This window comes from Salipiger abyssi, from assembly GCF_001975705.1.
In the GTDB taxonomy this organism is placed as follows: Bacteria; Pseudomonadota; Alphaproteobacteria; order Rhodobacterales; family Rhodobacteraceae; genus Salipiger; species Salipiger abyssi.
This window is the reverse complement of the sequence record NZ_CP015093.1, coordinates 2632580-2654541: the sequence shown is the minus strand read 5'-3', so window position 1 is coordinate 2654541 and position 21962 is coordinate 2632580. Positions and strand designations below refer to the sequence as shown.

At 66.4% G+C, this 21962-nt stretch carries 16 protein-coding genes; 5 read left to right on the top strand and 11 right to left on the bottom strand.

What is annotated here, in order from left to right:
- Positions 1-215: 215 nt before the first annotated feature.
- Positions 216-2501: an adenosylcobalamin-dependent ribonucleoside-diphosphate reductase gene (locus tag Ga0080574_RS16420; protein ID WP_076702143.1), complete on the bottom strand. Its 2286-nt coding sequence runs from the start codon at positions 2499-2501 to the stop codon at positions 216-218.
- A 115-nt stretch (positions 2502-2616) separates the two neighbouring features.
- Here Ga0080574_RS16420 and Ga0080574_RS16415 point away from each other — a divergent pair, with 115 nt between their 5' ends.
- On the top strand, positions 2617-3048 hold the full coding sequence (locus tag Ga0080574_RS16415) for a DUF1489 family protein (protein WP_076702140.1): 432 nt from the start codon (positions 2617-2619) through the stop codon (positions 3046-3048).
- A gap of 2 nt (positions 3049-3050) precedes the next feature.
- Here Ga0080574_RS16415 and Ga0080574_RS16410 read toward each other — a convergent pair whose 3' ends face one another.
- The 9 genes from Ga0080574_RS16410 to Ga0080574_RS16370 all read right to left on the bottom strand — a co-directional run bounded on the left by Ga0080574_RS16410 (position 3051) and on the right by Ga0080574_RS16370 (position 14300).
- Entirely contained in the window at positions 3051-3542 is a 492-nt protein-coding gene (locus Ga0080574_RS16410) for a YdcF family protein (RefSeq protein WP_156876382.1), read from the bottom strand.
- Positions 3543-3659: 117 nt separating this feature from the next.
- Positions 3660-4730, bottom strand: a complete 1071-nt coding sequence (locus Ga0080574_RS16405) for a BMP family ABC transporter substrate-binding protein (RefSeq protein WP_076702132.1) — start codon at positions 4728-4730, stop codon at positions 3660-3662.
- Between the two features lie 70 nt (positions 4731-4800).
- Positions 4801-5709, bottom strand: coding sequence for an ABC transporter permease (locus tag Ga0080574_RS16400; RefSeq protein WP_076702129.1), 909 nt, complete (start codon positions 5707-5709; stop codon positions 4801-4803).
- Positions 5709-6794: an ABC transporter permease gene (locus Ga0080574_RS16395; protein ID WP_076702125.1), complete on the bottom strand. Its 1086-nt coding sequence runs from the start codon at positions 6792-6794 to the stop codon at positions 5709-5711. The genes Ga0080574_RS16400 and Ga0080574_RS16395 overlap by 1 nt, the downstream gene beginning before the upstream one ends.
- A gap of 87 nt (positions 6795-6881) precedes the next feature.
- Positions 6882-8405 (bottom strand): ABC transporter ATP-binding protein, encoded by a 1524-nt coding sequence (locus Ga0080574_RS16390; RefSeq protein ID WP_076702120.1) that lies wholly within the window; start codon positions 8403-8405, stop codon positions 6882-6884.
- Positions 8372-9310 (bottom strand): xanthine dehydrogenase accessory protein XdhC, encoded by a 939-nt coding sequence (gene xdhC, locus Ga0080574_RS16385; RefSeq protein WP_076702116.1) that lies wholly within the window; start codon positions 9308-9310, stop codon positions 8372-8374. The genes Ga0080574_RS16390 and xdhC overlap by 34 nt, the downstream gene beginning before the upstream one ends.
- On the bottom strand, positions 9300-11717 hold the full coding sequence (gene xdhB / locus Ga0080574_RS16380; RefSeq protein ID WP_076702112.1) for a xanthine dehydrogenase molybdopterin binding subunit: 2418 nt from the start codon (positions 11715-11717) through the stop codon (positions 9300-9302). Before xdhB ends, xdhC begins: the two co-directional genes overlap by 11 nt.
- On the bottom strand, positions 11714-13096 hold the full coding sequence (gene xdhA / locus Ga0080574_RS16375; RefSeq protein ID WP_076702108.1) for a xanthine dehydrogenase small subunit: 1383 nt from the start codon (positions 13094-13096) through the stop codon (positions 11714-11716). The genes xdhB and xdhA overlap by 4 nt, the downstream gene beginning before the upstream one ends.
- Positions 13097-13286: 190 nt before the next feature.
- Positions 13287-14300 (bottom strand): alpha/beta hydrolase, encoded by a 1014-nt coding sequence (locus Ga0080574_RS16370; RefSeq protein WP_156876381.1) that lies wholly within the window; start codon positions 14298-14300, stop codon positions 13287-13289.
- A gap of 187 nt (positions 14301-14487) precedes the next feature.
- Between Ga0080574_RS16370 and dnaE the strand changes: the two genes are divergently transcribed.
- Positions 14488-18048: a DNA polymerase III subunit alpha gene (dnaE, locus tag Ga0080574_RS16365; RefSeq protein WP_076702099.1), complete on the top strand. Its 3561-nt coding sequence runs from the start codon at positions 14488-14490 to the stop codon at positions 18046-18048.
- A 45-nt stretch (positions 18049-18093) separates the two neighbouring features.
- Here dnaE and Ga0080574_RS16360 read toward each other — a convergent pair whose 3' ends face one another.
- Positions 18094-18300 carry a SlyX family protein gene (locus Ga0080574_RS16360; RefSeq protein ID WP_076702094.1) on the bottom strand — a complete coding sequence of 69 codons (207 nt, stop codon included), beginning with the start codon at positions 18298-18300 and terminating at the stop codon, positions 18094-18096.
- Positions 18301-18483: 183 nt separating this feature from the next.
- Here Ga0080574_RS16360 and hisS point away from each other — a divergent pair, with 183 nt between their 5' ends.
- The 3 genes from hisS to hisG are packed head-to-tail and all read left to right on the top strand — an operon-like array spanning position 18484 to position 21871.
- Positions 18484-20103 (top strand): histidine--tRNA ligase, encoded by a 1620-nt coding sequence (gene hisS / locus Ga0080574_RS16355; RefSeq protein ID WP_076702091.1) that lies wholly within the window; start codon positions 18484-18486, stop codon positions 20101-20103.
- On the top strand, positions 20094-21182 hold the full coding sequence (locus Ga0080574_RS16350) for an ATP phosphoribosyltransferase regulatory subunit (protein ID WP_076702086.1): 1089 nt from the start codon (positions 20094-20096) through the stop codon (positions 21180-21182). The genes hisS and Ga0080574_RS16350 overlap by 10 nt, the downstream gene beginning before the upstream one ends.
- Positions 21179-21871, top strand: coding sequence for an ATP phosphoribosyltransferase (hisG, locus tag Ga0080574_RS16345; RefSeq protein ID WP_076702082.1), 693 nt, complete (start codon positions 21179-21181; stop codon positions 21869-21871). The genes Ga0080574_RS16350 and hisG overlap by 4 nt, the downstream gene beginning before the upstream one ends.
- Positions 21872-21962 lie beyond the last annotated feature (91 nt).

Below are 21962 nucleotides of genomic sequence, written 5' to 3'. Positions count from 1 at the left end.
CATTCACAAAGCGTTCGCAGAGAGTTCTTAGTCCTTCTCGATGCGCGAAAGCCGCGCAATGGTCAGTGAGGCATGAAGCCATTCCACAATGGCAAAATACACGAATGCCCACCGGCTTTCACGCCGGTGGGCATTTTGTGCTTTCAAAGTGGCCAATTTCCTACCGAAAGTGGCCAAGAATTGCTTTCAGCCACAACTATATGGCAGCTCGCCGCTCACCCACACTTCGAATGACCGCAGTTCGAGCAGGTCATGCAGCCTTCGACCATCATCATGCTGTACTGGCCGCAGGACGGACAGGCCTTGCCGCGCGGGGCGTCGAGGCCCACGACCTTTGCCTGAGGGTCGGATTTCAGCCCCATCCCCTCGCCTTCCAGAAAGCCGATGGCGATCATGTGCCGCTCGATCACGCCGCCGATGGCGGCCAGGATCGACGGGATGTACTTGCCCTTCACCCAGGCGCCGCCGCGCGGGTCGAACACCGCCTTCAGTTCCTCGACCACAAAGCTCACATCGCCGCCGCGCCGGAACACCGCCGAGATCATCCGGGTGAGTGCCACCGTCCAGGCGTAATGCTCCATGTTCTTGGAGTTGATGAACACCTCGAAGGGCCGCCGGTGTCCGCCGACCACGATATCGTTGATCGTCAGATAGATCGCATGCTCGCTGTCGGGCCATTTCAGCTTGTAGGTCTGCCCCTCAAGCGCCTGCGGCCGGTCCAGCGGTTCGGACATATAGACCACCTCGGCGCCCTCCTGCGTGCCCCGGACCTGTTCCGGGGCCTCACCGGGGGCCACGTCGGCGGTCTCGCTCACCGTCAGCACCGAGCCGGTCACCTCGTTGGGCCGATAGGTGGTGCAGCCCTTGCAGCCGGTCTCGTAGGCCATCATGTAGACGTCCTTGAATGCCTCGAAGGAGATGTCCTCCGGGCAGTTGATCGTCTTGGAGATCGAGCTGTCGATCCATTTCTGCGCCGCCGCCTGCATGCGCACATGATCCTGCGGATCGAGCGTCTGGGCATTGACGAAATGCTCCGGCAGGTCCGCGTCGCCCTTCAGGTCGCGCCACATCTGCACCGCGTAATCCACCACCTCTTCCTCGGTGCGCGTGCCGTCCTTTTGCAGCACCTTGCGGGTATAGGCATAGGCAAAGACCGGCTCGATGCCGCTCGACACGTTGCCGGCATAGAGCGAGATCGTGCCGGTGGGCGCGATAGAGGTCAGCAGCGCGTTGCGGATGCCGTGCGTGCGGATTGCGGCGCGTACATCCTCGTCCATCTGCATCATATTGCCCGAGGCGAGGTATTTCTCCGCATCGAAGAGCGGGAAGGCGCCTTTCTCCTTGGCAAGCTCGACCGAGGCCAGATAGGCCGCGCGGGCGATGCGGTGCAGCCAGCGTTCGGTTTGCGCGGCGGCCTCCTCCGAGCCATAGCGCAGCCCCTTCATCAGCAGCGCATCGGCGAGCCCCGTCACCCCCAGCCCGATACGGCGTTTGTTCCGGGCCTCCTCCTGCTGCGCGGGCAGCGGGAAGCGCGAGGCGTCGACCACATTGTCCATCATCCGCACGGCGGTGGCGACCAGCCCGTCCAGCGCCTCCTCGTCGATATGGGCGCCGGGCTCGAAGGGCGCGCTCACCAGGCGGGCGAGGTTGATCGACCCCAGCAGGCAGGCGCCATAGGGCGGCAGCGGCTGCTCGCCGCAGGGGTTGGTGGCCGCGATCTCCTCGATATAGTTGAGGTTGTTGGCCTGGTTGATCCGGTCGATAAAGATCACCCCCGGCTCGGCGTAATCGTAGGTCGCGCGCATGATGCGGTTCCACAGGTCGCGCGCCTCGACGGTGCGATAGACCTTGCCGTCGAATGCCAGATCCCAGGAGCCGCCGGCCTTCACCGCCTCCATGAAGGCGTCGCTCACCAGCACCGAAAGGTTGAACATGCGCAGCCGCGCGCTGTCGGCCTTGGCACCGATGAAATCCTCGATATCCGGGTGATCGCAGCGCATGGTGGCCATCATCGCACCCCGGCGCGAGCCGGCGGACATGATGGTGCGGCACATGGCGTCCCAGACATCCATGAAGGACAGCGGGCCGGAGGCATCCGCCGCCACCCCGTGCACCGTGGCTCCCTTGGGCCGGATGGTGGAGAAATCATAGCCGATGCCGCCGCCCTGCTGCATGGTCAGCGCGGCTTCTTTCAGCATGTCGAAGATGCCGGCCATGCTGTCGGGGATCGTGCCCATGACAAAGCAGTTGAACAGCGTCACCGAGCGCGCGGTGCCGGCGCCGGCGGTGATCCGCCCGGCGGGGAGGTATTTGAAATCCTCCAGCGCGGCAAAGAAGGTCTCTTCCCAGTCCTGGGGCCGTTTCTCCGCCGAGGCCAGAGCGCGGGCGATGCGGCGCCAGCTGTCCTCGACCGTGCCGTCGATGGGCGCGCCATCCGCCTGCTTGAAGCGGTACTTCATGTCCCAGATCTGTTCGGCGATGGGGGCGGCGAAACGGCTCATGGCGATTCCCTTATCCGGCAGAGCACCAAAGGTAGCGCAAAGGGCGAGCCCTGCACAACGCCTTGAAGCTGCCCCGCGCGGGACTACAATATCATGACAGCTTGGGGGCGACTCTGTGGATAAGATCACACATCTGATAAAACTCAGCGTCGGCACGGAAAGCGTCGAGTCCCTCGCCGCCTGGCAGGCCGCCCAGGCGGGGCGATACGAGGACGGGCTGCCGCGCCATGTCACGCGGATGTTTCCCCGGCGCGAGGCCGAGATCCTCGCCGGCGGCAGCATCTACTGGGTGATCCAGGGCATGGTGCAATGCCGCCAGCCGATCCTGCGGCTCGACCGGGTGACCGGCAGCGACGGCACCGCGCGCTGCGCCATCGTGCTGGCGCCGGGGCTGATCCGTGTCGCCGCCGCGCCGCGCCGTCCGTTCCAGGGCTGGCGTTACCTCGCCCCCGCCGACGCGCCGCCCGACCTGCCGGAAAACCGCCAGAGCGAGGACGAGCTGCCGCCGGAGCTCGCCGGGGCGCTGGCCGAGATCGGCGTTCTCTAACCTCACCGACGCCGCCCTGCCCCGCGCAGCAGATAGCACAGAAACGCCGGCATCTCGCGCAGCGCCGCCCTGAGCTGCGGCAGCGGCCTCGCGCCCCGCACGGGCGTCGCGGCCCCGCGCGCGCTCAGCCCGGCCCGGCGTGCCACCAGCAGCGCTCGCGGCAGGTGATAGAGATCGGTGACCAGCACCACCTCCCGCGTCTCCAGCGCCTCCAGCAGAGGCAGCGCCAGCAGGATGTTCTGCTCGGTATCGACCGAGCGCGCCTCCTCCAGCACCGCCTCCGCAGGCAGACCGGCCTGCCGGCACAGCCCGGCGATCACTGCCGCCTCGGCGGGTGGAAAGCGCCCCACCCCGCCGCAGCCGATAATGGCCCGCACCTCTCCCGCCTGCCAGAGCTGCACCGCCCGCGCCACCCGCCGCGCCAGCGCCGGCGAGGCGCGCCCGTCCTCGCGCACCGCCGCCCCCAACACCAGCGCCACCGGCCGCAAGCTCATGCCCCGCCCCTTCATCTTTCTCCAAATACCTCCCGCCGGAGGCATCCCGCCACCGCAAAACAAGACACCGCCGGGCGGATCGCGCCGGCGGTGCCAATCTCATCGCTCCCGAAAAGCTCAGTTTGGAATGCTGCCCGTGACGCCTTCGACATAGAAATCCATGCCCGCCAGCGTGCCATCGTCGGCCACCTCGCCCTCGGCCAGCCAGGCCGAGCCGTCCTGCTTGTTGAGCGGGCCGGTGAAGGGGTGATAGTCGCCCGAAGCGATGTCTTCCTTCATCTGCGTCACCGTGGCCACGACATCGTCGGGGATCGGGCCGGTGAACTCACCGATGCCGACCATGCCTTCGCCGATGCCGTCCCAGGTGTTCACGCTCTCCCAGTCACCGTCGATCACCGCCTGCACGCGCTCGATATAATAGGGCGCCCAGTCGTCGATGATCGAGGAGATGCGCGGCTCGGGCTTGTATTCGGCCATGTCGGCGGCCTGACCGAAGCCGTAGGCGCCGGCCTTTTCCAGCACCGCCAGCGGCGCGGTGGAATCCGTATGCGCCAGCACCACATCGGCACCCTGATCGAGCAGCGCCTGCGTGGCGTCGGCCTCTTTCGCCGGATCGAACCAGGTCGAGATCCAGACCACCGCGATCTCCACATCCGGGTTCGCCTGCTTGGCGTGGATATAGGAGGAGTTGATGCCCCGGATCACCTCGGGGATCGGAAAGGAGGCGATATAGCCGATCTTGTTGGTCTCGGTCATCGCGCCGGCCAGATAGCCGGTGATCGCCCGGCCCTCGTAGAAGCGCGCCGAATAGACCGAGACGTTCTCGGCGGTCTTGTAGCCGGTGGCGTGCTCGAATTTCACATCCGGGAACTTGGCCGCGACATTGATCGTCGGATCCATGTAGCCGAAGGAGGTGGTAAAGATAAGATCGGCGCCCGACAGCGCCATCTGGGTCAGCACGCGCTCGGCATCCGCGCCCTCGGGCACCGATTCCTGCTCGATGAGCTCGATCGCGTCGCCGAAATGCTCCTTCATCTTCATCGCGGATTCGTGGTGGTGCTGCGACCAGCCGCCATCGTTCACCGGACCCACATAGACAAAGCCGATCTTCGGCACGTCCTGGGCAAAAGCGGCGCCCGCGGCGAGGCTCAGCGCGGCGGCCGAGGCCAGAAGGGTTCTGCGTTTCATTTCTCTCGGTCTCCCTGTCTTTCAGTACTGTTTTTAACTGTTTGAGGTCATAGGTCCATGCCCCGCCCCGTCAGGACGCGGCGTGGAACGGCCGGCCCAGAGATCCGGGCGCACCCTGCGCGCCCCGGGCCGAGATGATCACCAGCACGATGATCGTTATCAGGTATGGCGACATGGACAAGAGCTCCACCGGCACCGTGGTGCCCGCCGCCTGGAGGTTGAGCTGGATGACCGTGACCCCGCCAAAGAGATAGGCCCCGATCAGCACACCCAGCGGGCGCCAGGATGCAAACACCACGATGGCCAGCGCGATCCAGCCGGCGCCGGCGGTCATGCCTTCCGTCCATTGCGGCACCCGCACGAGGCTCACATAGGCGCCGCCCAGCCCCGCGCAGGCGCCGCCAAAGGCAATGGCCAGCATCCGCACCCGCACCACCTTGTAACCCAGCGCATGGGCGCTCTCGTGATCCTCGCCCACCGCGCGCAGGATAAGGCCCGCACGGGTGTATTTCAGGAAGGCCCAGACGGCGGCGACCAGCGCGAGGCTGAGATAGACCACGAAATCATGGGCAAAGACCATCGGGCCCAGCACCGGGATGTCGCCCAGCCCGGGAATGTCGAGCTTGGCGAGGCTCGGCGCCCTCTGGCCCTCGTAATTCGAGCCGATCAGCGCCGAGAGCCCCAGCCCCACCAGCGTCAGCCCAAGCCCCGTCGCCACCTGGTTCGAGAGCAGATATTGCGTCAGCAGGCCGAAGCTCAGCGACAGCACGGCGGAGGCTACGGCGGCGCCGAGAAAGCCCAGCACCGGCGAGCCGGTGGTGACGGCGATGGCAAAGCCCATCACGGCGCCGGTGATCATCATGCCCTCGACACCGAGGTTCAGCACGCCGGATTTCTCCACCACCATCTCGCCGATGGCGGCCAGCAGGATCGGCGTGGCCGAGACCATGATCGAGGCGACAAGCAGAACGGGATCCATCACGCCACCTCCCGTCCGGTCAGCCGGATGCGGTAATTGGTAAAGACATCGGTCGCCAGCAGGAAGAACAAGAGCATCCCCTGGAAAAGCTGGATCGAGGCGCCGGGCAGGCCCAGCATGAGCTGCGCAAGCTCTCCGCCGATATAGGTCAGCGCCATGAGCAGCCCGGCGAGCAGGATGCCGAACGGGTTCAGCCGGCCCAGAAAGGCCACGATGATCGCGGTGAAACCATAGCCCGACCCGAAATCGATGCTGATCTGGCCCGCCGGCCCGGTGACCTCGAAAAGCCCCGCCATGCCCGCCAGCGCGCCGGAGATGCCGAGACAGAGAAAGATGATCCGCGCCGGGCTCACGCCGGAAAATTTCGCCGCGCGCGGCGCCTCGCCGGTCAGCCGGATATTGAAGCCCTGGATGTGCCGCGCCATCAGCACATAGGCGGCAATCACCGCGATGAAGGCGGCGACCACGCCCCAATGCATGCCCGTATTGCTCACCAGCTCGTCATTATAGACCGCAGCCCATTGCTTGAAATTGCGCGAGCCGGGAAAGCCCATGCCCTCGGGATTGCGCAGCCAGCCGGCGGAGGCGGAGGCGAGGATGTTCTCGGCCACATAGACCAGCATCAGCGAGACGAGGATCTCGTTGGTGCCGAAGCGGGTCTTGAGGACGGCCGGGATCATCGCCCAAGCCCAGCCGCCCAGCGCGCCGGCGATCACCATCAGCGGGAAGAGCAGCACCGTCTCGGCGGGGTAGAAGGCCAGCCCCACGGCGGCACCGCAGACCGCGCCCATGATATACTGCCCCTCGGCGCCGATATTCCAGATGCCCGCGCGAAAGCCCACCGACAGGCCAATGGCGATCAGGATCAGTGGCCCTGCCTTGACCAGAAGCTGCGGGCGCGAATAACCAGCGAATTGCGGGTGAAACAGCGGATCCCAGAAAATCGTGCGGATCGCCTCCAGCGGCGGCTTGCCCAGAAGCGCGAACATGACGCCGCCCACCACCATGGTCAGCAGCACCGCCAGGATCGGCGTCAGCCCGGTCCAGAGCCGCGACGGGTTGGGACGCTTTTCCAGCCGGATCATTGCGCGGCCCCCGGGAACCGAAGGTTTTTCGTACGAAAAATCTTCGCGACAAAGAAATTTCGAACGAAATTTCTTGGCAAACGCGCCTCAGCCATCCGCATGGGCTACCTCCATATCATGCGCGCCGCCCATCATCAGGCCGATCTTTTCGATATCCAGTTCCGCCAGGGGGCGCGTCGGCGACAGCCGTCCCTCGTTCAGAGCTCCGAAACGGTCGGAGATTTCCATCAACTCGTCGAGATCCTGGCTAATGCAGATGATCGCCGCGCCCTTGGCGGCAAGATCAAGCAGCGCCTGCCGGATCGCCGCCGCCGCCGCCGCGTCCACACCCCAGGTCGGCTGGTTCACCACAAAGACATCCGGCGCCTGAAGGATCTCGCGCCCCACCACATATTTCTGAAGATTGCCGCCCGAGAGCGCCCGCGCGGCCACGCCCGGCCCCGGGGTGCGGACATCGAACCGGGCGATCACCTCCTCGGCAAAACCCTTTGCCCTGCCCCAGTCGATAAGACCGTTATTGACCAGCCGCTTGCGCCGCGCCGCCGTCAGCACGGCATTTTCGGTGAGGCTCATGTTGGGCGCCGCCGCATGGCCAAGCCGTTCCTCCGGCCCCGAGAGCAGCCCCGCATCGCGGCGCCGTATCGGGCCGTCGCGGCTGACATCGGTGCCCTTGAACCAGATCGTGCCCTTTGGCGACAATCGTTCGCCCGAGAGCGCCATCAGCAGCTCGTCCTGCCCGTTGCCCGCGACACCGCCGATGCCCAGCACTTCGCCGGCGCGCACCTCGAGCGAGATCTCGCGCAGCGGCGTGCCGAAAGCGCCCGGCGCGGCCATCGAAAGGTGATCGCATTTCAGCAGCACCTCACCCTTCTCGCCCGCCTTGGGCTCGGGCGTGGCAAAGCTCGCTCCCACCATCATCTCGGCCATCTGACGCGCCGTGACCTCGCGCGGGGTGCAGGTGCCGACATTCTTGCCCAGCCGCAGGATCGTCGCCTCGTCGCAAAGCGTGCGGATCTCCTCCAGCTTGTGCGAGATATAGAGGATCGAGGTGCCCTCGGATTTCAGCTGGTTCAGTGTCTGGAACAGGATCTCCACCTCCTGCGGCGTCAACACCGAGGTCGGCTCGTCCATGATCAGCAGGCGCGGGTTCTGCAACAGGCAGCGGATGATCTCGACCCGCTGACGCTCGCCCGCCGAGAGCGTACCCACCACGCGGAAGGGATCGAGCGGCAGGCCGTAATTCTCGGAAACCTCGCGGATCTGCCGCGCCAGATCGCGCATCGGCGGCGGCGTCTCCATGCCCAGCGCCACGTTCTCGGCCACGTCCAGCGCGTCAAACAGAGAGAAATGCTGGAACACCATGGCCACGCCCGACAGCCGCGCATCCGAAGGCTTTCCCGGCGCATAGGCGGTGCCGTCGAGCACCATCTCGCCTTTGTCGGGCTTCACCAGGCCGAAAATCATCTTCACCAGCGTCGACTTGCCGGCGCCATTCTCGCCCAGCAGCGCGTGGATCTCGCTTTTCATGATATCGAAGGAGACGTCGTCATTGGCCACGACGCCCGGATAGGCCTTGGTCAGCCCCCGGATGCTGAGAAGTGTGTCTGCCACGCCTGTTCGTCCCCCGTTGTCCTGTCGAGTAGATGCGCCGCGACGCCGATGGCAATGGCCTGCGGATGTTTGCCCAGGGATTTCTGCCCAATCGGGCAGCATATGCGCGAAATCTGCGCATCGCCATGGCCAAGCGCCCGAAGTCGCGACCGGAACCGCGCCCATTTCGTATCCGACCCGATCAGCCCGGCAAAGCCGAAGCCGTGGCTCAGCAGCCCGTGGCAGAGCGCGAAATCGAGCTCGTGGCTATAGGTCAGGATCAGATGTTCCGCCTCTTGCGGGGCGTGGCGCAGCAGAAGCGCCGGATCGGCGGCGGGCAACACTGTCACCCCCTCAGGCGCCTCCGCCGGAAAGCGCTTGGGGGCGGTGTCGACCCAGGTGATGCCCAGCCCCGGCAACGGCGCCAGCGTGGACACGATGGCGCGCCCGACATGGCCCGCGCCCCAGACCCAGAGCTGCCGGACAGGCCGCGCCACCGGCTCGACCATCCAGCCCTGCACCAGTTGCGGTTCCGGCCTCTCTCCGCGCGCCCGCGCCCGGTCGAGCAGCCGCGTCACCGCCAGGGGCGCCTCGCCGGGGCCGCGCGCGATGACCTCGCGGCCCTCCAGCGCGGCCATGGCCTCGGCATCGTAGATCTCGGTCAGAAGCGTCACCGCGCCGCCGCAGCACTGGCCCAGCGAGGGGCCCAGCGGGTGCCGGCTCAGCCCCTCATGCATGAACGCCGCCTCCGCCGCCATCAGCTCCAGCGCGCCGCCGCCGATGGTGCCCGATTGCCCGCCCTCCCAGACCAGCATCGCCGCGCCCACCTCGCGCGGGGCCGAACCCGCGACACCGGCCACCACGACCCGCGCCACGCGGCCATGAGCGGCCACCGCCGCGCGCAACGCGTCGAGCTCAAACGCCATCCTGCGCCTTCCGGATCGCCATCAGCACCCGCTCGGGCGTGGCCGGCGCGTCGAGCGCCGGATAGGCCTCGCCGCAGGCGCCAATCGCGTCCGACAGCGCCAGAAACGCCGAGATCCCCAGCATGAAAGGCGGCTCCCCCACCGCCTTGGAGCGATAGACCGTCTCCTCGACATTGCGCCCGTCCCAGAGCGCCACGTTGAAGATCTCGGGCCGGTCGGAACAGGCGGGAATCTTGTAGGTCGAAGGCGCATGCGTGCGCAGCCGGCCCTTGTCGTCCCAGACCAGCTCTTCGGTGGTCAGCCAGCCGGCGCCCTGCACATAGCCGCCCTCGATCTGGCCGATATCCAGCGCCGGGTTCAGCGACGATCCTGCGTCATGCAGGATATCGGTGCGCAGGATGCGGTATTCGCCAGTGAGCGTGTCGAGCACCACCTCGGTGCAGGCGGCACCATAGGCGAAGTAATAGAACGGTCGCCCCTGCCCCCGGATCCGGTCCCACTCCACCTTGGGCGTCTTGTAGAACCCGGTCGACGACAGGCTCACACGGCCCTCGTAACAAAGCTTGGCCGCCTCGGCGAAGCTGAGAGACTCCTCCCCCACATGCACATATCCATCGGCGAAAAGCACCTCTGCCGCGTCAGCCTGATAGAGCGTGGCGAGATGTTCGGCCATGCGGTCGCGGATGGTATCGCAGGCGACCTGCACCGCCATGCCGTTCAGATCGGAGCCCGAGGAGGCCGCCGTGGCCGAGGTATTGGGCACTTTCGCGGTGTCGGTGGCGGTGATGCGCACCATGTCGAGCGGAATGCCGAAGCGCGCGGCGGCGACCTGCGCCACCTTCTGGAACAGCCCCTGCCCCATCTCGGTGCCGCCATGGTTCATCGCGACCGAGCCGTCCTGATAGACATGCACCAGCGCGCCGGCCTGGTTGAGATGGGTGAGCGTGAAGGAGATGCCGAATTTCACCGGGGTCAGCGCGAGCCCGCGCTTGAGCAGCGGGGTCTCCTCGTTCCACTGCGCCACACGCGCCCGACGTTCGGCGTAGCCACAGCTTTCCGCCAGCTTGTCAGTCAGCGCGTTCAGGATGAAATCCTCGACCGGCTGGCCGTAATGGGTGGTCTGCACCCCGGCGGGTGCGGCAGGGGCATGGCCCACCGGGCCGGGCGCGCCGCGCGAGGTGAGATCGGTATCACCGCTCTCGTCGGGGAGAGTCGCGGGTGGCTCGGGGGGAGGCCCCGGGTCGAGCCCGGGGCGGGTGTCGTCGTAATCGGCGTAGTAATTGGCCCGCCGTATGTCCAGCGGATCGCGGCCCAGCGCATGAGCCACATGGTCGAGCACCCGCTCGATCCCCAGCATGCCCTGCGGCCCGCCGAAGCCACGATAGGCGGTGGCGCTCTGCATATTGGTCTTGAGCCGGTGGCTTTCGACCCGCAGCGCCGGGATGTCATAGGCGTTGTCCGCGTGCAGCATGGCGCGGTCGGCCACCGGAATGGACAGATCCTGCGCCCAGCCGCAGCGGGCATATTGCAAGAAATCCACCGCCAGCAGCTTGCCCTCGTCATCGAACCCGGCGCTGTAATCAATGCGGAAATCATGGCGCTTGCCGGTGATCACCATGTCGTCGTCGCGATCATAGCGCATCTTGGCCGGCCGCCCGGTTGCCGAGGCAACCACCGCGCAGGCGATGGCCAGCGCATTGCCCTGGCTCTCCTTGCCGCCGAAACCGCCGCCCATGCGCCGGGTCTCGACCCGCACGGCGTGCATCGGCAGGTGCAGCGCATGAGCCACCTTGTGCTGGATCTCGGTCGGGTGCTGGGTCGAGCTGTGCACCAGCAGATCGCCGTTTTCCTGCGCCAGCGCCAGCGCCGCCTGCCCTTCGAGATAGAAATGCTCCTGCCCGCCCATCTCGAGCGAGCCCTCGATCACATTCGGCGCCGCCTCCAGCGCCTGCACCGAATCGCCCTTTTCCCAGATGCGCGGGCCGTCCTCGAAACGGGTATCGGCGGCGAGCGCCGCATCGACGCTGAAGACCGGCTCGCGTGCCTCGTAGGTGATATGCGCCTTGCGCACCGCCTTGCGCGCGGCGAGATGGCTGGTCGCGGCGACCAGAAACACCGGCTGGCCGACATAATGCAGCGTGCCGTCCGACAGCAGCGGCTCGTCATGCAGCGAGGGCGAGCAGTCGCAATCCGAGGGCAGATCCTCCGCCTGCCAGACGCCCACCACGCCCGGCGCGCGGCGCACATCGGAAAGGTCGATTTCGGCGATATGGCCCGCCGCGATCTCCGAGAGGCCAAAGGCCAGATGCAGGCAGCCCGGCGGCACCGGGATATCGTCGATATAGCGCGCCTTGCCGGTCACATGCAGCGGCGCCGCGTCATGCGGCAGGGGTTTGGTGACGCTCATGGCCGCACCTCGCGCACATTGGTGGCGGCACCGAGATCTTCGAGCAGATAGCGGGTGAGCATGTTGCGCGCCGCCAGCAGGCGGTACTCGGAACTTGCCCGCATGTCGGACATCGGCTGGAAATCCGCCTCCCAGCCGTCCCAGGCGGCGACCACCGCCTCGTCATTCCAGGGCTTGCCGACAAGCGCGGCCTCCACCGCCTCGGCACGTTTCGGAATGCCCGCCATGCCGCCGAAGGCGATGCGCGCGCCGGTGACCGTGCCGTCCTCCACCTGGATATTGAAGGCGCCGCAGACCGCCGAAATATCCTGATCGAAGCGTTTCGACAGCTTGTAGACCCGCAGCCGGTCGGGCTGGCGCGGGATCTCGATCGTCTCGACGAATTCGCCGGGGTAGCGGTCCTGCTTGCCGTAATCGAGAAAGAAATGCTCCATCGCCATTTCGCGCCTTGTGTCGCGGTAGCGCAGATGCAGCCTTGCCCCCAGCGCGATCAGCACCGGCGGGTTGTCCCCGATGGGCGAACCGTTGGCGATATTCCCGCCGATGGTCGCCGCCGCCCGTACCTGGCCGGAGCCGTAGCGGCGCAGCATCTCGGCATAGCTCGGGAAATGCACGCGCATCAGGTCGAGCACGCGGTCCATGGTCACGCCCGCGCCGATGCGGATCGCCTCGTCGGTGACCTCGATCTCCTGAAGATCGCGACAGCGGTTGAGAAAGATCACCTCCGGCAGATCGCGCAGCTGCTTGGTGACCCAGAGCCCCACATCCGTCGCCCCCGCCACCAGCGTGGCGTTGGGGTGGCGCGCGGCGAGCTCGGCCAGCTCGTCAGCGCTGTCGGGCACATGCGCGGTCATGTCCCGCGACGAGACCGTCCCGGCGACCTCGGGCAGCGCGCCCTCGTCCATCCAGCCCGGCACCGGCGCCTCTGCGGCGGCCTCGGCGGCGCGCACGATGGGCGCGTAGCCGGTGCAGCGGCAGAGATTGCCCGACAGCGCGTCGTCATAGTCGGTATCGCCCCTGAGATGGGCATTGGCCATCGAGACCACGAAGCCCGGCGTGCAGAAGCCGCATTGCGAGCCGTGATGGCTGACCATGGCCTCCTGCACCGGGTGCATCTCGCCGCCCGGGCCCGAGATCCCCTCGACCGTGCGCAGTGCCTTGCCGTGGAGCTGCGGCAGGAAGAGGATGCAGGCATTGACCGCGCGGCTGCCGCGCGCATCGCTCACCATCACGGTGCAGGCGCCGCAATCGCCCTCGTTGCAGCCCTCTTTCGTTCCTGTCAGCCCGCGCTCTTCGCGCAGCCAGTCGAGCGCCGTGCGCGTCGGCGAGACCCCGCGCAGCTCGACTCTTTCCCCGTTCAGAAGAAAGGAGATATCCATATATACAGACCTGCCGCCTTACCCGTCCTTTTGCTGCGCGCCCCCGATGCGGCGTAGAAAGCGCGCGGACTATCCCTGTGCCGTACTACGCTAGGGGGCGGGTTTCGGGCTTGGCAAGAAGAAAATGCTTATTTCCGAGGCAGCACGGCCCTCTGCGCCGCCAAACCGGGCAGCCCCCTGTGGCACGCAATCAGGACGAGTCCTGCACGCCCTGCGGGTCGGCGCAGTCGTCGCCGTCGGGCCCGGAGAACCCCGCGCTCAGGAACTCCGTGATCGCCGTGATCGGCGCGTTCATGTTCAGGATCGAATTGTGATCGCCCTGCTCGAAAATATCGACCTGCGCATCCGGCCAGATCCGGCCCAGCGCGTCGAGATCCTTGACCGGAGCGGCGTAATCGTGCCGCGCATGCACCGCCAGGAGCTTTTCGCCACGCCGCGCCGCTAGCGGCTGCCAGGGCAGATCGACCGGATAGGGCGCCCCCAGACGGCTGACCGCCTGCACGAACCGGTCGAGACAGCCATTGGCGATGCCGTATTGCGTGCCGCCCAGCCGGATCAGCTTGTGCAACTCGATGGGTGTGGAAACGAAGACGACCCGGGGGCTGGTGATCCCCTCGTCCAGCGCGAACAGCAGACCGTTGGCGCTGACGCAATGGCCAAGCATGCCGTCATAGGGGCCCAGTGTCTCGGCACAATGCCGGATCGCGCGGGTGACCGTGGCCATGCTGCACATCCTGCGCACCGGATCGAGATGACCGGGCAGGATCAGCGCATCGACCTCGGCGCCGGCATTGCGCAATGTCCGCGCAAGCCGAGCGAATTGCCGGACACTGCCGTCATGACCATGCACCAGCAGCACGCGCCCGCGTCGCACGCCTTGCGGCTGGTGACGGATCACCGCCACATCGGGCGCCGCCTGAAGAAAGCTGACACCGCGCCGCGTGCGGCGCTGCACCGGGCCAACGAAATTGCTGGATTTGAGATAGCGCCGCGCCAGCAGCGCCGCTGTGATGGCAGGTGCCACCCGCGACGCGAGCAGCAGCACATTGTGACGTCCGGACTTGAGCAGCGACAGAAGGCGCGAGCGCGGCGGGCGCGTATCGATATCGAAGCCGAACGCATCCTCGGCGGCGGAGGGGGCATTGCCCGCATCCGCTCCCATCGTCTCGCCCGACATTGGCCGGTTGTTCGCAACATGGTTCATCTCGGATCCCGCCGCGCACGCCTCGCACGGTCGCTCTATTGCCTCAGCTGCCGTTTGTGGAGCGCGAAATCGGTCAAAATTGGGCAGCATTGTTTCTGAAACATGGATTTTGCCCGGTGCTTGGCGCCGCCCGCTCCGCCGCAACAGGAGGCTTTCGCCCGTCGCGCCCGCACCATAATGTGTCTGCATGGCAGATCCCCGATTCATTCACCTCCGCGTCCACACCGAATATTCCCTGCTCGAAGGCGCCGTCCGGCTGAAAAAGCTGCCGGGGCTCTGCGAGACCATGGGCATGCCCGCCGTGGCGGTGACCGACACCAACAACCTGTTCTCGGCGCTGGAGTTTTCCGTGACCGCCAGCGGCGCGGGGGTGCAGCCGATCATCGGCTGTCAGGTCGATCTGCAATATGTGCAGCCGGTTCCGGGCGAACGGCCCAGGCCGCCCGCCCCCGTCGTGCTTCTGGCGCAGAACGAGCGCGGCTATGAAAACCTGATGAAGCTCAATTCCTGCCTCTATCTGCGCCATGACGGCCAGCAGGAGCATGTGACGCTGGAGGAGCTGGAACAATACGGCGCCGGGCTGATCTGCCTTTCCGGCGGCCCGGACGGGCCGGTCGGGCGGCTCTTGCGGGAAAACCACCGCGCCGCGGCGCAGACGCTGATGACGAGGCTGCACCAGATCTATGACGACCGGCTCTATGTCGAGCTGCAACGCCATCCCGGCGAGGACGGGCTGCCCGAGGCGGAACGGCTGACCGAGCGCGGCCATGTGGAGATGGCCTATGAGATGGGGCTGCCGCTGGTTGCCACCAACGATGTGTATTTCCCGAAATCCGACATGTACGAGGCGCATGACGCGCTGATCTGCATCTCCGAGGGCGCCTATGTCGACCAGCAGGAACCGCGCCGCCGGCTGACCGCGCAGCATTACCTCAAGACCCCGCAGGAGATGGCGACGCTGTTTGCCGATCTGCCCGAGGCGATCGAGAACACCGTCGAGATCGCCAAGCGCTGCGCCTTCATGACCTACAAGCGCGCCCCGATCCTGCCGAAATTCGCCGATGACGAGGTCGAGGAGCTGCGGCGCCAGGCCAATGAGGGCCTGCAAAAGCGCCTGGCGGTGATCCCGCACGCGGTCAGCCCCGAGGACTACCAGAAGCGGCTCGATTTCGAACTGGGCATCATCGAGGGCATGGGCTTTCCCGGCTACTTTCTGATCGTGGCAGACTTCATCAAATGGGCCAAGGAGCACGATATCCCCGTCGGGCCGGGCCGGGGCTCGGGCGCCGGCTCTCTGGTGGCCTATGCGCTTACCATCACCGACCTCGACCCGCTGCGCTATTCGCTGCTCTTCGAGCGCTTCCTCAACCCCGAACGGGTCTCGATGCCCGACTTCGACATCGACTTCTGCATGGACCGCCGCGAAGAGGTGATCCGCTACGTTCAGCAGAAATACGGTCATGACAAGGTGGCGCAGATCATCACCTTCGGCGCGCTGCTGTCGAAGGCGGCGGTGCGCGATGTGGGCCGGGTGTTGCAGATGCCCTATGGCCAGGTCGACCGGCTGTCGAAGATGATCCCGGTGGAGGGGGTGAAACCCGTCTCCATCGAGAAGGCGCTTCAGGACGAGCCGCGCCTGCGCGAGGAGGCGCGCAACGAGGAGGTGGTCGACCGGCTGCTGACCTATGGCCAGCAGGTGGAGGGGCTTCTCCGCAACGCCTCGACCCACGCCGCCGGGGTGGTGATCGCCGACCGCCCGACAGACGAGCTGGTGCCGCTCTATCAGGATCCGCGCTCGGACATGCCGGCCACCCAGTTCAACATGAAATGGGTGGAACAGGCAGGGCTGGTGAAGTTCGACTTCCTCGGCCTCAAGACGCTGACGGTGATCCAGAACGCGGTGAACCTGATCCTCAAGGACGGGCGGCCCATCCATGTGGCCGCCGACGGCACGGAGCTTTACCAGCCCGCCGAGGGCGGCGAGAACCAGATGAACCTCATCCCGCTGGACGATGAGAAGACCTACAAGCTCTACGCCGATGCCAAGACCGTCGCGGTGTTCCAGGTGGAAAGTACCGGCATGATGGATGCGCTCAAGCGCATGAAGCCCACCTGTATCGAGGATATCGTGGCGCTCGTGGCGCTTTACCGTCCGGGCCCGATGGAAAACATCCCGGTCTATTGCGAGGTCAAGAACGGCCTGCGCGAGATCACCTCGGTGCACCCGTCGATCGACCATATCCTTGCCGAGACCCAGGGCATCATCGTCTATCAGGAACAGGTGATGCAGATCGCCCAGGAAATGGCGGGATACAGCCTCGGCGGCGCCGACCTGCTGCGCCGCGCCATGGGCAAGAAGATCAAGGAGGCCATGGACGCCGAGCGGCCGAAATTCGAAAAGGGCGCGGCGGAGAACGGCGTCGAGAAGAAGAAGGCGACCGAGGTCTTCGACCTGCTGGAGAAATTCGCCAATTACGGCTTCAACAAATCCCACGCCGCCGCCTATGCGGTGGTGAGCTACCAGACGGCGTGGCTCAAGGCCAACCACCCGGTGGAGTTCATGGCCGGGGTGATGAACTGCGATATCCATCTCACCGACAAGCTCGCGACCTATTTCTACGAGCTGAAGAAGGGGCTGAAGCTGGGCTATACGCCGCCCTGCGTGAACCGCAGCCAGGCGATGTTCGACGTGGCCGACCAGAAGCTGGTCTATGCGCTGGGGGCACTGAAGAATGTCGGCGTCGAGGCGATGCAGCTGGTGGTGGCCGGGCGGCAGGATCCGGATGCGGGCGTCACGGCATCAAACGGCGAGGCCCTGGATCAAGTCCGGGGCGGGCGTGAGAAACCTTTCGTCAATCTCTACGATTTCGCCCGGCGGGTGGACCTGAAGCGGGTCGGCAAGCGGCCGCTGGAGATGCTGGCCCGCGCCGGCGCCTTCGACCAGCTCGACCGCAACCGGCGGCGGGTCTTCGAGAGTCTCGATGCGCTGGTCGCCTATTCGGCGGCGGTGCATGAGCAGAAGGGCAGCGCGCAGGTCTCGCTCTTTGGTGAGGCCGGCGACGATCTGCCCGAGCCGCGCCTGTCGCCGGTGCCCGACTGGCTGCCGGCAGAGCGGCTGAGCGAGGAATTCAAGGCCATCGGCTTCTACCTTTCGGGCCATCCGCTCGACGATTACATGCCGGCGCTGAAACGGCGCGACGTGATGACGCTGGACGATGTCGAGGAGAGGGCCCGCGGCGGCGCCTGCATCGCCAAGCTGGCGGGCGTGGTGGCCGGGCGGCAGGAGCGCAAATCGGCGCGCGGCAACCGCTTTGCCTTTGCCCAGCTTTCCGATCCGACCGGCGCCTATGAGGTGACGATCTTTTCCGAGACGCTGGAGAAATCCCGCGACATGCTGGAGACCGGCGCCAAGGTGGTGGTGACCGTCGAGGCGACGCTGGAATCCGATCAGCTCAAGCTTCTGGCGCGCAGTTTCGGGCCGGTCGAGCATGTGGTCGCCGATGCCGGCGCCTCGGGGCTGCGGATCTTCATCGAGGAGCCGGGCACGGTGGCGCAGGTCGCCTCGGTGCTGAGCCGCGCCTCCGAGCAGATGCCCAAGGCCGGGCGCGGGCCGATCCGGCTGTGCCTGACGGCGGCGGGGCTGCCGGGCGAGGTGGAGATGGATCTCAAGCAGGAGTTCCCGGTGACGCCGGAGATCAAGGGGGCGGTGAAATCGCTCGACGGAGTGCTGGCGGTGGAGGATTTCTGAGCCGGCCTCCTCGGCCCCTTGCGGCGCCTCCTCGGAGCGTCGCGCTCAGTAATGCGGCGGGCGCTCGTCGCCCATCACCACCCCGCCGGTGCCCTCGTCCTGCCGCGCCGCCTCGCGCTCCATGAGCAGCGCCACGCGGCGGGTGAGCAGCGCGATCTCCTGATCCTGACGTGCGACGGTATCGGAGAGATCCTCGACCACGCGCTGCAGATGCGCGATGCGTTCCTCGAGAGCGGCGGTATCGGCGGGCATGGGCAGGCTCCTCTGGGCGGGGGTCTTGTGCGCGAGAGATAGGCGGCGCGGCGCGGGATGTCCACGGCGGGACCGTTTGGAGTATTTGCGGAAAGATGAAAGCCCGGAGCGCGGCGCTCGCTTGCTCCTTTGCGCCTGAGGGGCTAAGGGAGGCGCGCAATCTGGAGGAGCCCGGAGCCCGCCATGGCCAAAGTGAAAAAAGCCCCCCGCCCCAAGGCGCAGACGCCGAAGGGATTCCGCGATTATTTCGGATCGGAAGTGAGCGAGCGCGCCGAGATGCTGCGCGCCATCGCCGGGGTCTATCATCGCTACGGCTTCGAGGCGCTGGAATCGAGCGCGGTGGAGACGGTCGAGGCGCTCGGCAAGTTCCTGCCCGATGTGGACCGCCCGAACGAGGGGGTCTTTGCCTGGCAGGACGAGGACGAGGGCTGGGTGGCGCTGCGCTATGACCTCACCGCGCCGCTGGCGCGGGTCTATGCCCAGCACCGCAACGATCTGCCGACGCCCTATCGGCGCTATGCCATGGGGCCGGTCTGGCGCAACGAAAAGCCCGGGCCCGGACGGTTCCGGCAGTTCTATCAATGCGACGCCGATACGGTGGGCACCGGCTCAGTGGCCGCCGATGCCGAGATCTGCGCGATGCTGGCGGACACGCTGGAAGTGGTCGGCATTCCGCGCGGCGATTATCTGGTGCGGGTCAACAACCGCAAGGTGTTGAACGGAATTCTCGAAGCGGCTGGCCTTGATGGTCAAGACAAGGCACATGAGCGTGGAATTGTTCTCCGAGCGATTGATAAGTTGGATCGCCTGGGTAAGGATGGCGTTGCAGCCCTGCTCGGAAAAGGGCGACAAGACAATAGTGGTGATTTTACTAGCGGCGCAAACCTGAGCGCTGACCAAGCAGAAATTATCATGCGATTCGTCAATGCTAGCGAGAATATTACCCAAAAACTCAATGAAATCGCAGGCGAGTCTTTTGGACTTTCCATAAAAGTCTTTGAAGACGCTGCTCAAAAACCAAGTGAAGGCTCATTCGAACCTGCCGGAAATTCTCTCGACGCGCTTGAATACGAGGTATGGAACGGCGCTGTGCTCGACTATCTTTCTGAACTGGTGGAAGATTCGAAAGTCGGACAAGAAGGTGTCGATGAACTTCGACAAATCGAGAATCTACTCGCGGCACAAGGGTACTTCGCAGATCGCATTCGGCTAGATCCCTCGGTCGTACGCGGCCTCGGCTATTACACCGGGCCGGTCTTTGAGGCAGAGCTGACCTTCGAGATCCTCGACGAGAAGGGCCGCAAGCGGCAGTTCGGCTCGGTCGCCGGCGGCGGGCGTTATGACGATCTGGTCAAGCGCTTCACCGGTCAGGCGGTGCCGGCGACCGGCGTTTCCATCGGCGTCGACCGGCTGCTTGCCGCGCTGCGCGAGAAGGGCCGCATCGGCGGCAGCGTGCAGGGGCCGGTGGTGGTGACGGTCATGGACCGCGACCGTATGGCCGATTACCAGACCATGGTGGCCGAGCTGCGCAATGCCGGCATCCGCGCCGAGGTCTATCTCGGCAATCCGAAGAATTTCGGCAACCAGCTCAAATATGCCGACAAGCGCAACTCGCCCGTCGCGGTGATCGAGGGCGGCGACGAGAAGGCCAATGGCGTGGTGCAGATCAAGGACCTGATCCTCGGCGCCAAGCTGGCGCAGGAGGCGACGCTCGAGGAATGGAAGGAGCGGCCCAGCCAGTACGAGGTGCCGCGCGGCGAGCTGGTCGCCAAGGTCAAAGAGATCCTGAGCCAATGGGCGTGAGCATCGCAGAGGAACGCGCCGAGGCGGTGCGGCTGCGTGCCCGCTTTGTCGAGGCCGGCGCCAAAAACGTGGATTGCGCCATCCTGCAACCCGCCGAGACCCTGCTCGATCTCTATGGCGAGGATATCCGCGCCCGCGCCTATGTCACCCAGGATCCGGCGCGCGGCGAGGTGATGCTGCGCCCGGATTTCACCGTGCCGGTGGTACAGATGCATATGCAGAGCGGCGCCGCGCCCTCGCGCTACACCTATTGCGGAGAGGTGTTCCGGCGGCAGGAAGAGCACCCCGAGCGCGCCTCGGAATATTTCCAGGTGGGGTACGAGCTCTTTGCGGATGAGGCGCCGGCGCAGGCGGATGCCGAGGTGTTCGCGCTCTTTGCCGAGACGCTGGCGCCCTTTGGGCTGCGCGCGGTGACTGGCGATATCGGGATTCTCACCGCCGCCGTGGCGGGGTTGAAGACATCCGAGCGGCGCCGGGACGCGCTGATGCGGCATATCTGGCGCCCGCGCCGGTTCCGCGCCCTGCTCGACCGCTATTCCGGCCGCACCCCGCCGCCACCCGCGCGCAAGGCGCTCTTGGAGGCGCAGGATGCCATGGCCGGGGCCGGGCCGATGATCGGCATGCGCTCGGAGGCGGAGATCGCCGCGCGCATCGAAGCGCTGCGCGCCGATGCCGCCGAGGGGCCGCTCTGCGACAGCCAGGTGCAGCTGATCGACACGCTGCTGGCGGTGCGCGAGACCTGCCCCTATGCGCTGGAGCATCTGCACGACATCGCTGTCGACCTGCCCGGGCTGCTGCCGGCGGTCGAGCGCTTCGCGCGGCGCTGCGACGCGCTGGCGGCGCGCGGCATCGACGTGGAGGCGCTGGAATTCGAGGCGAGCTACGGGCGCACCTCGATGGAATATTACGACGGCTTCGTCTTCGGTTTCCTGGCGCCGCAGCGCCCGGATCTGCCGCCCATCGCCACGGGCGGGCGCTATGACGCGCTGACCGCGCGGCTGGGACAGGGCCGCGCCGCGCCGGCGGTGGGCGGGGTGATCCGCCCCGGCCTGCTGCTGCAACTGGAGGGTGGGGCATGAGCATCAAGCTGGGCGTGCCCTCCAAGGGACGGCTGATGGAAAAGACCTTCGACTGGTTCGGCGCGCGCGGCGTGCGCCTCAGCCGGACCGGCTCGGAGCGGGAATATTCCGGCGCCGTCGAGGGCGTCGGCGGGGTCGATCTGGTGCTGCTCTCGGCGGGCGAGATCCCGCGTGAGCTAGCGGCGGGACGGCTGCATCTGGGGGTGACCGGCACCGATCTCATTCACGAGAAGCTGGTGCAGTGGGACCAGAAGGTCGAGCCGCTGGCGGAGCTGGGCTTCGGCCAGGCGGATCTGATCGTCGCGGTGCCCGCCTGCTGGGTCGATGTCACCACGCTCGACGATCTCGACGCGGCGGCGGCGGCGTTCCGCGCCGCGCACGGGTTCCGGATGCGGATCGCCACGAAATACCACCGGCTGGTGCGCGATTACCTGCGCCGGGGCGGCGTGGCGGATTACCAGTTGGTGGACAGCCAGGGCGCCACCGAGGGCACGGTGAAGAACCTCACCGCCGAGGCCATCGCCGACATCACCTCGACCGGCGAGACGCTGCGCGCGAACCATCTCAAGGTGCTGGAGGAAGAGCCGGTGCTGCGCAGCCAGGCGACGCTGTTCCGCAGCCGCGCGGCGCGGCTGGAGGATGGCGACCGGCAGGTGCTGCGCGGGCTCACCGAGACGCTGGGAGTCTGAGCAGAGCTCCGCGCTTTGGACGGGTGACGGTGGGTTGGAACCCCACCCTGCGGTCGAGCATGACGGGAGCCGCGCCATCGCCGGCCCGGGG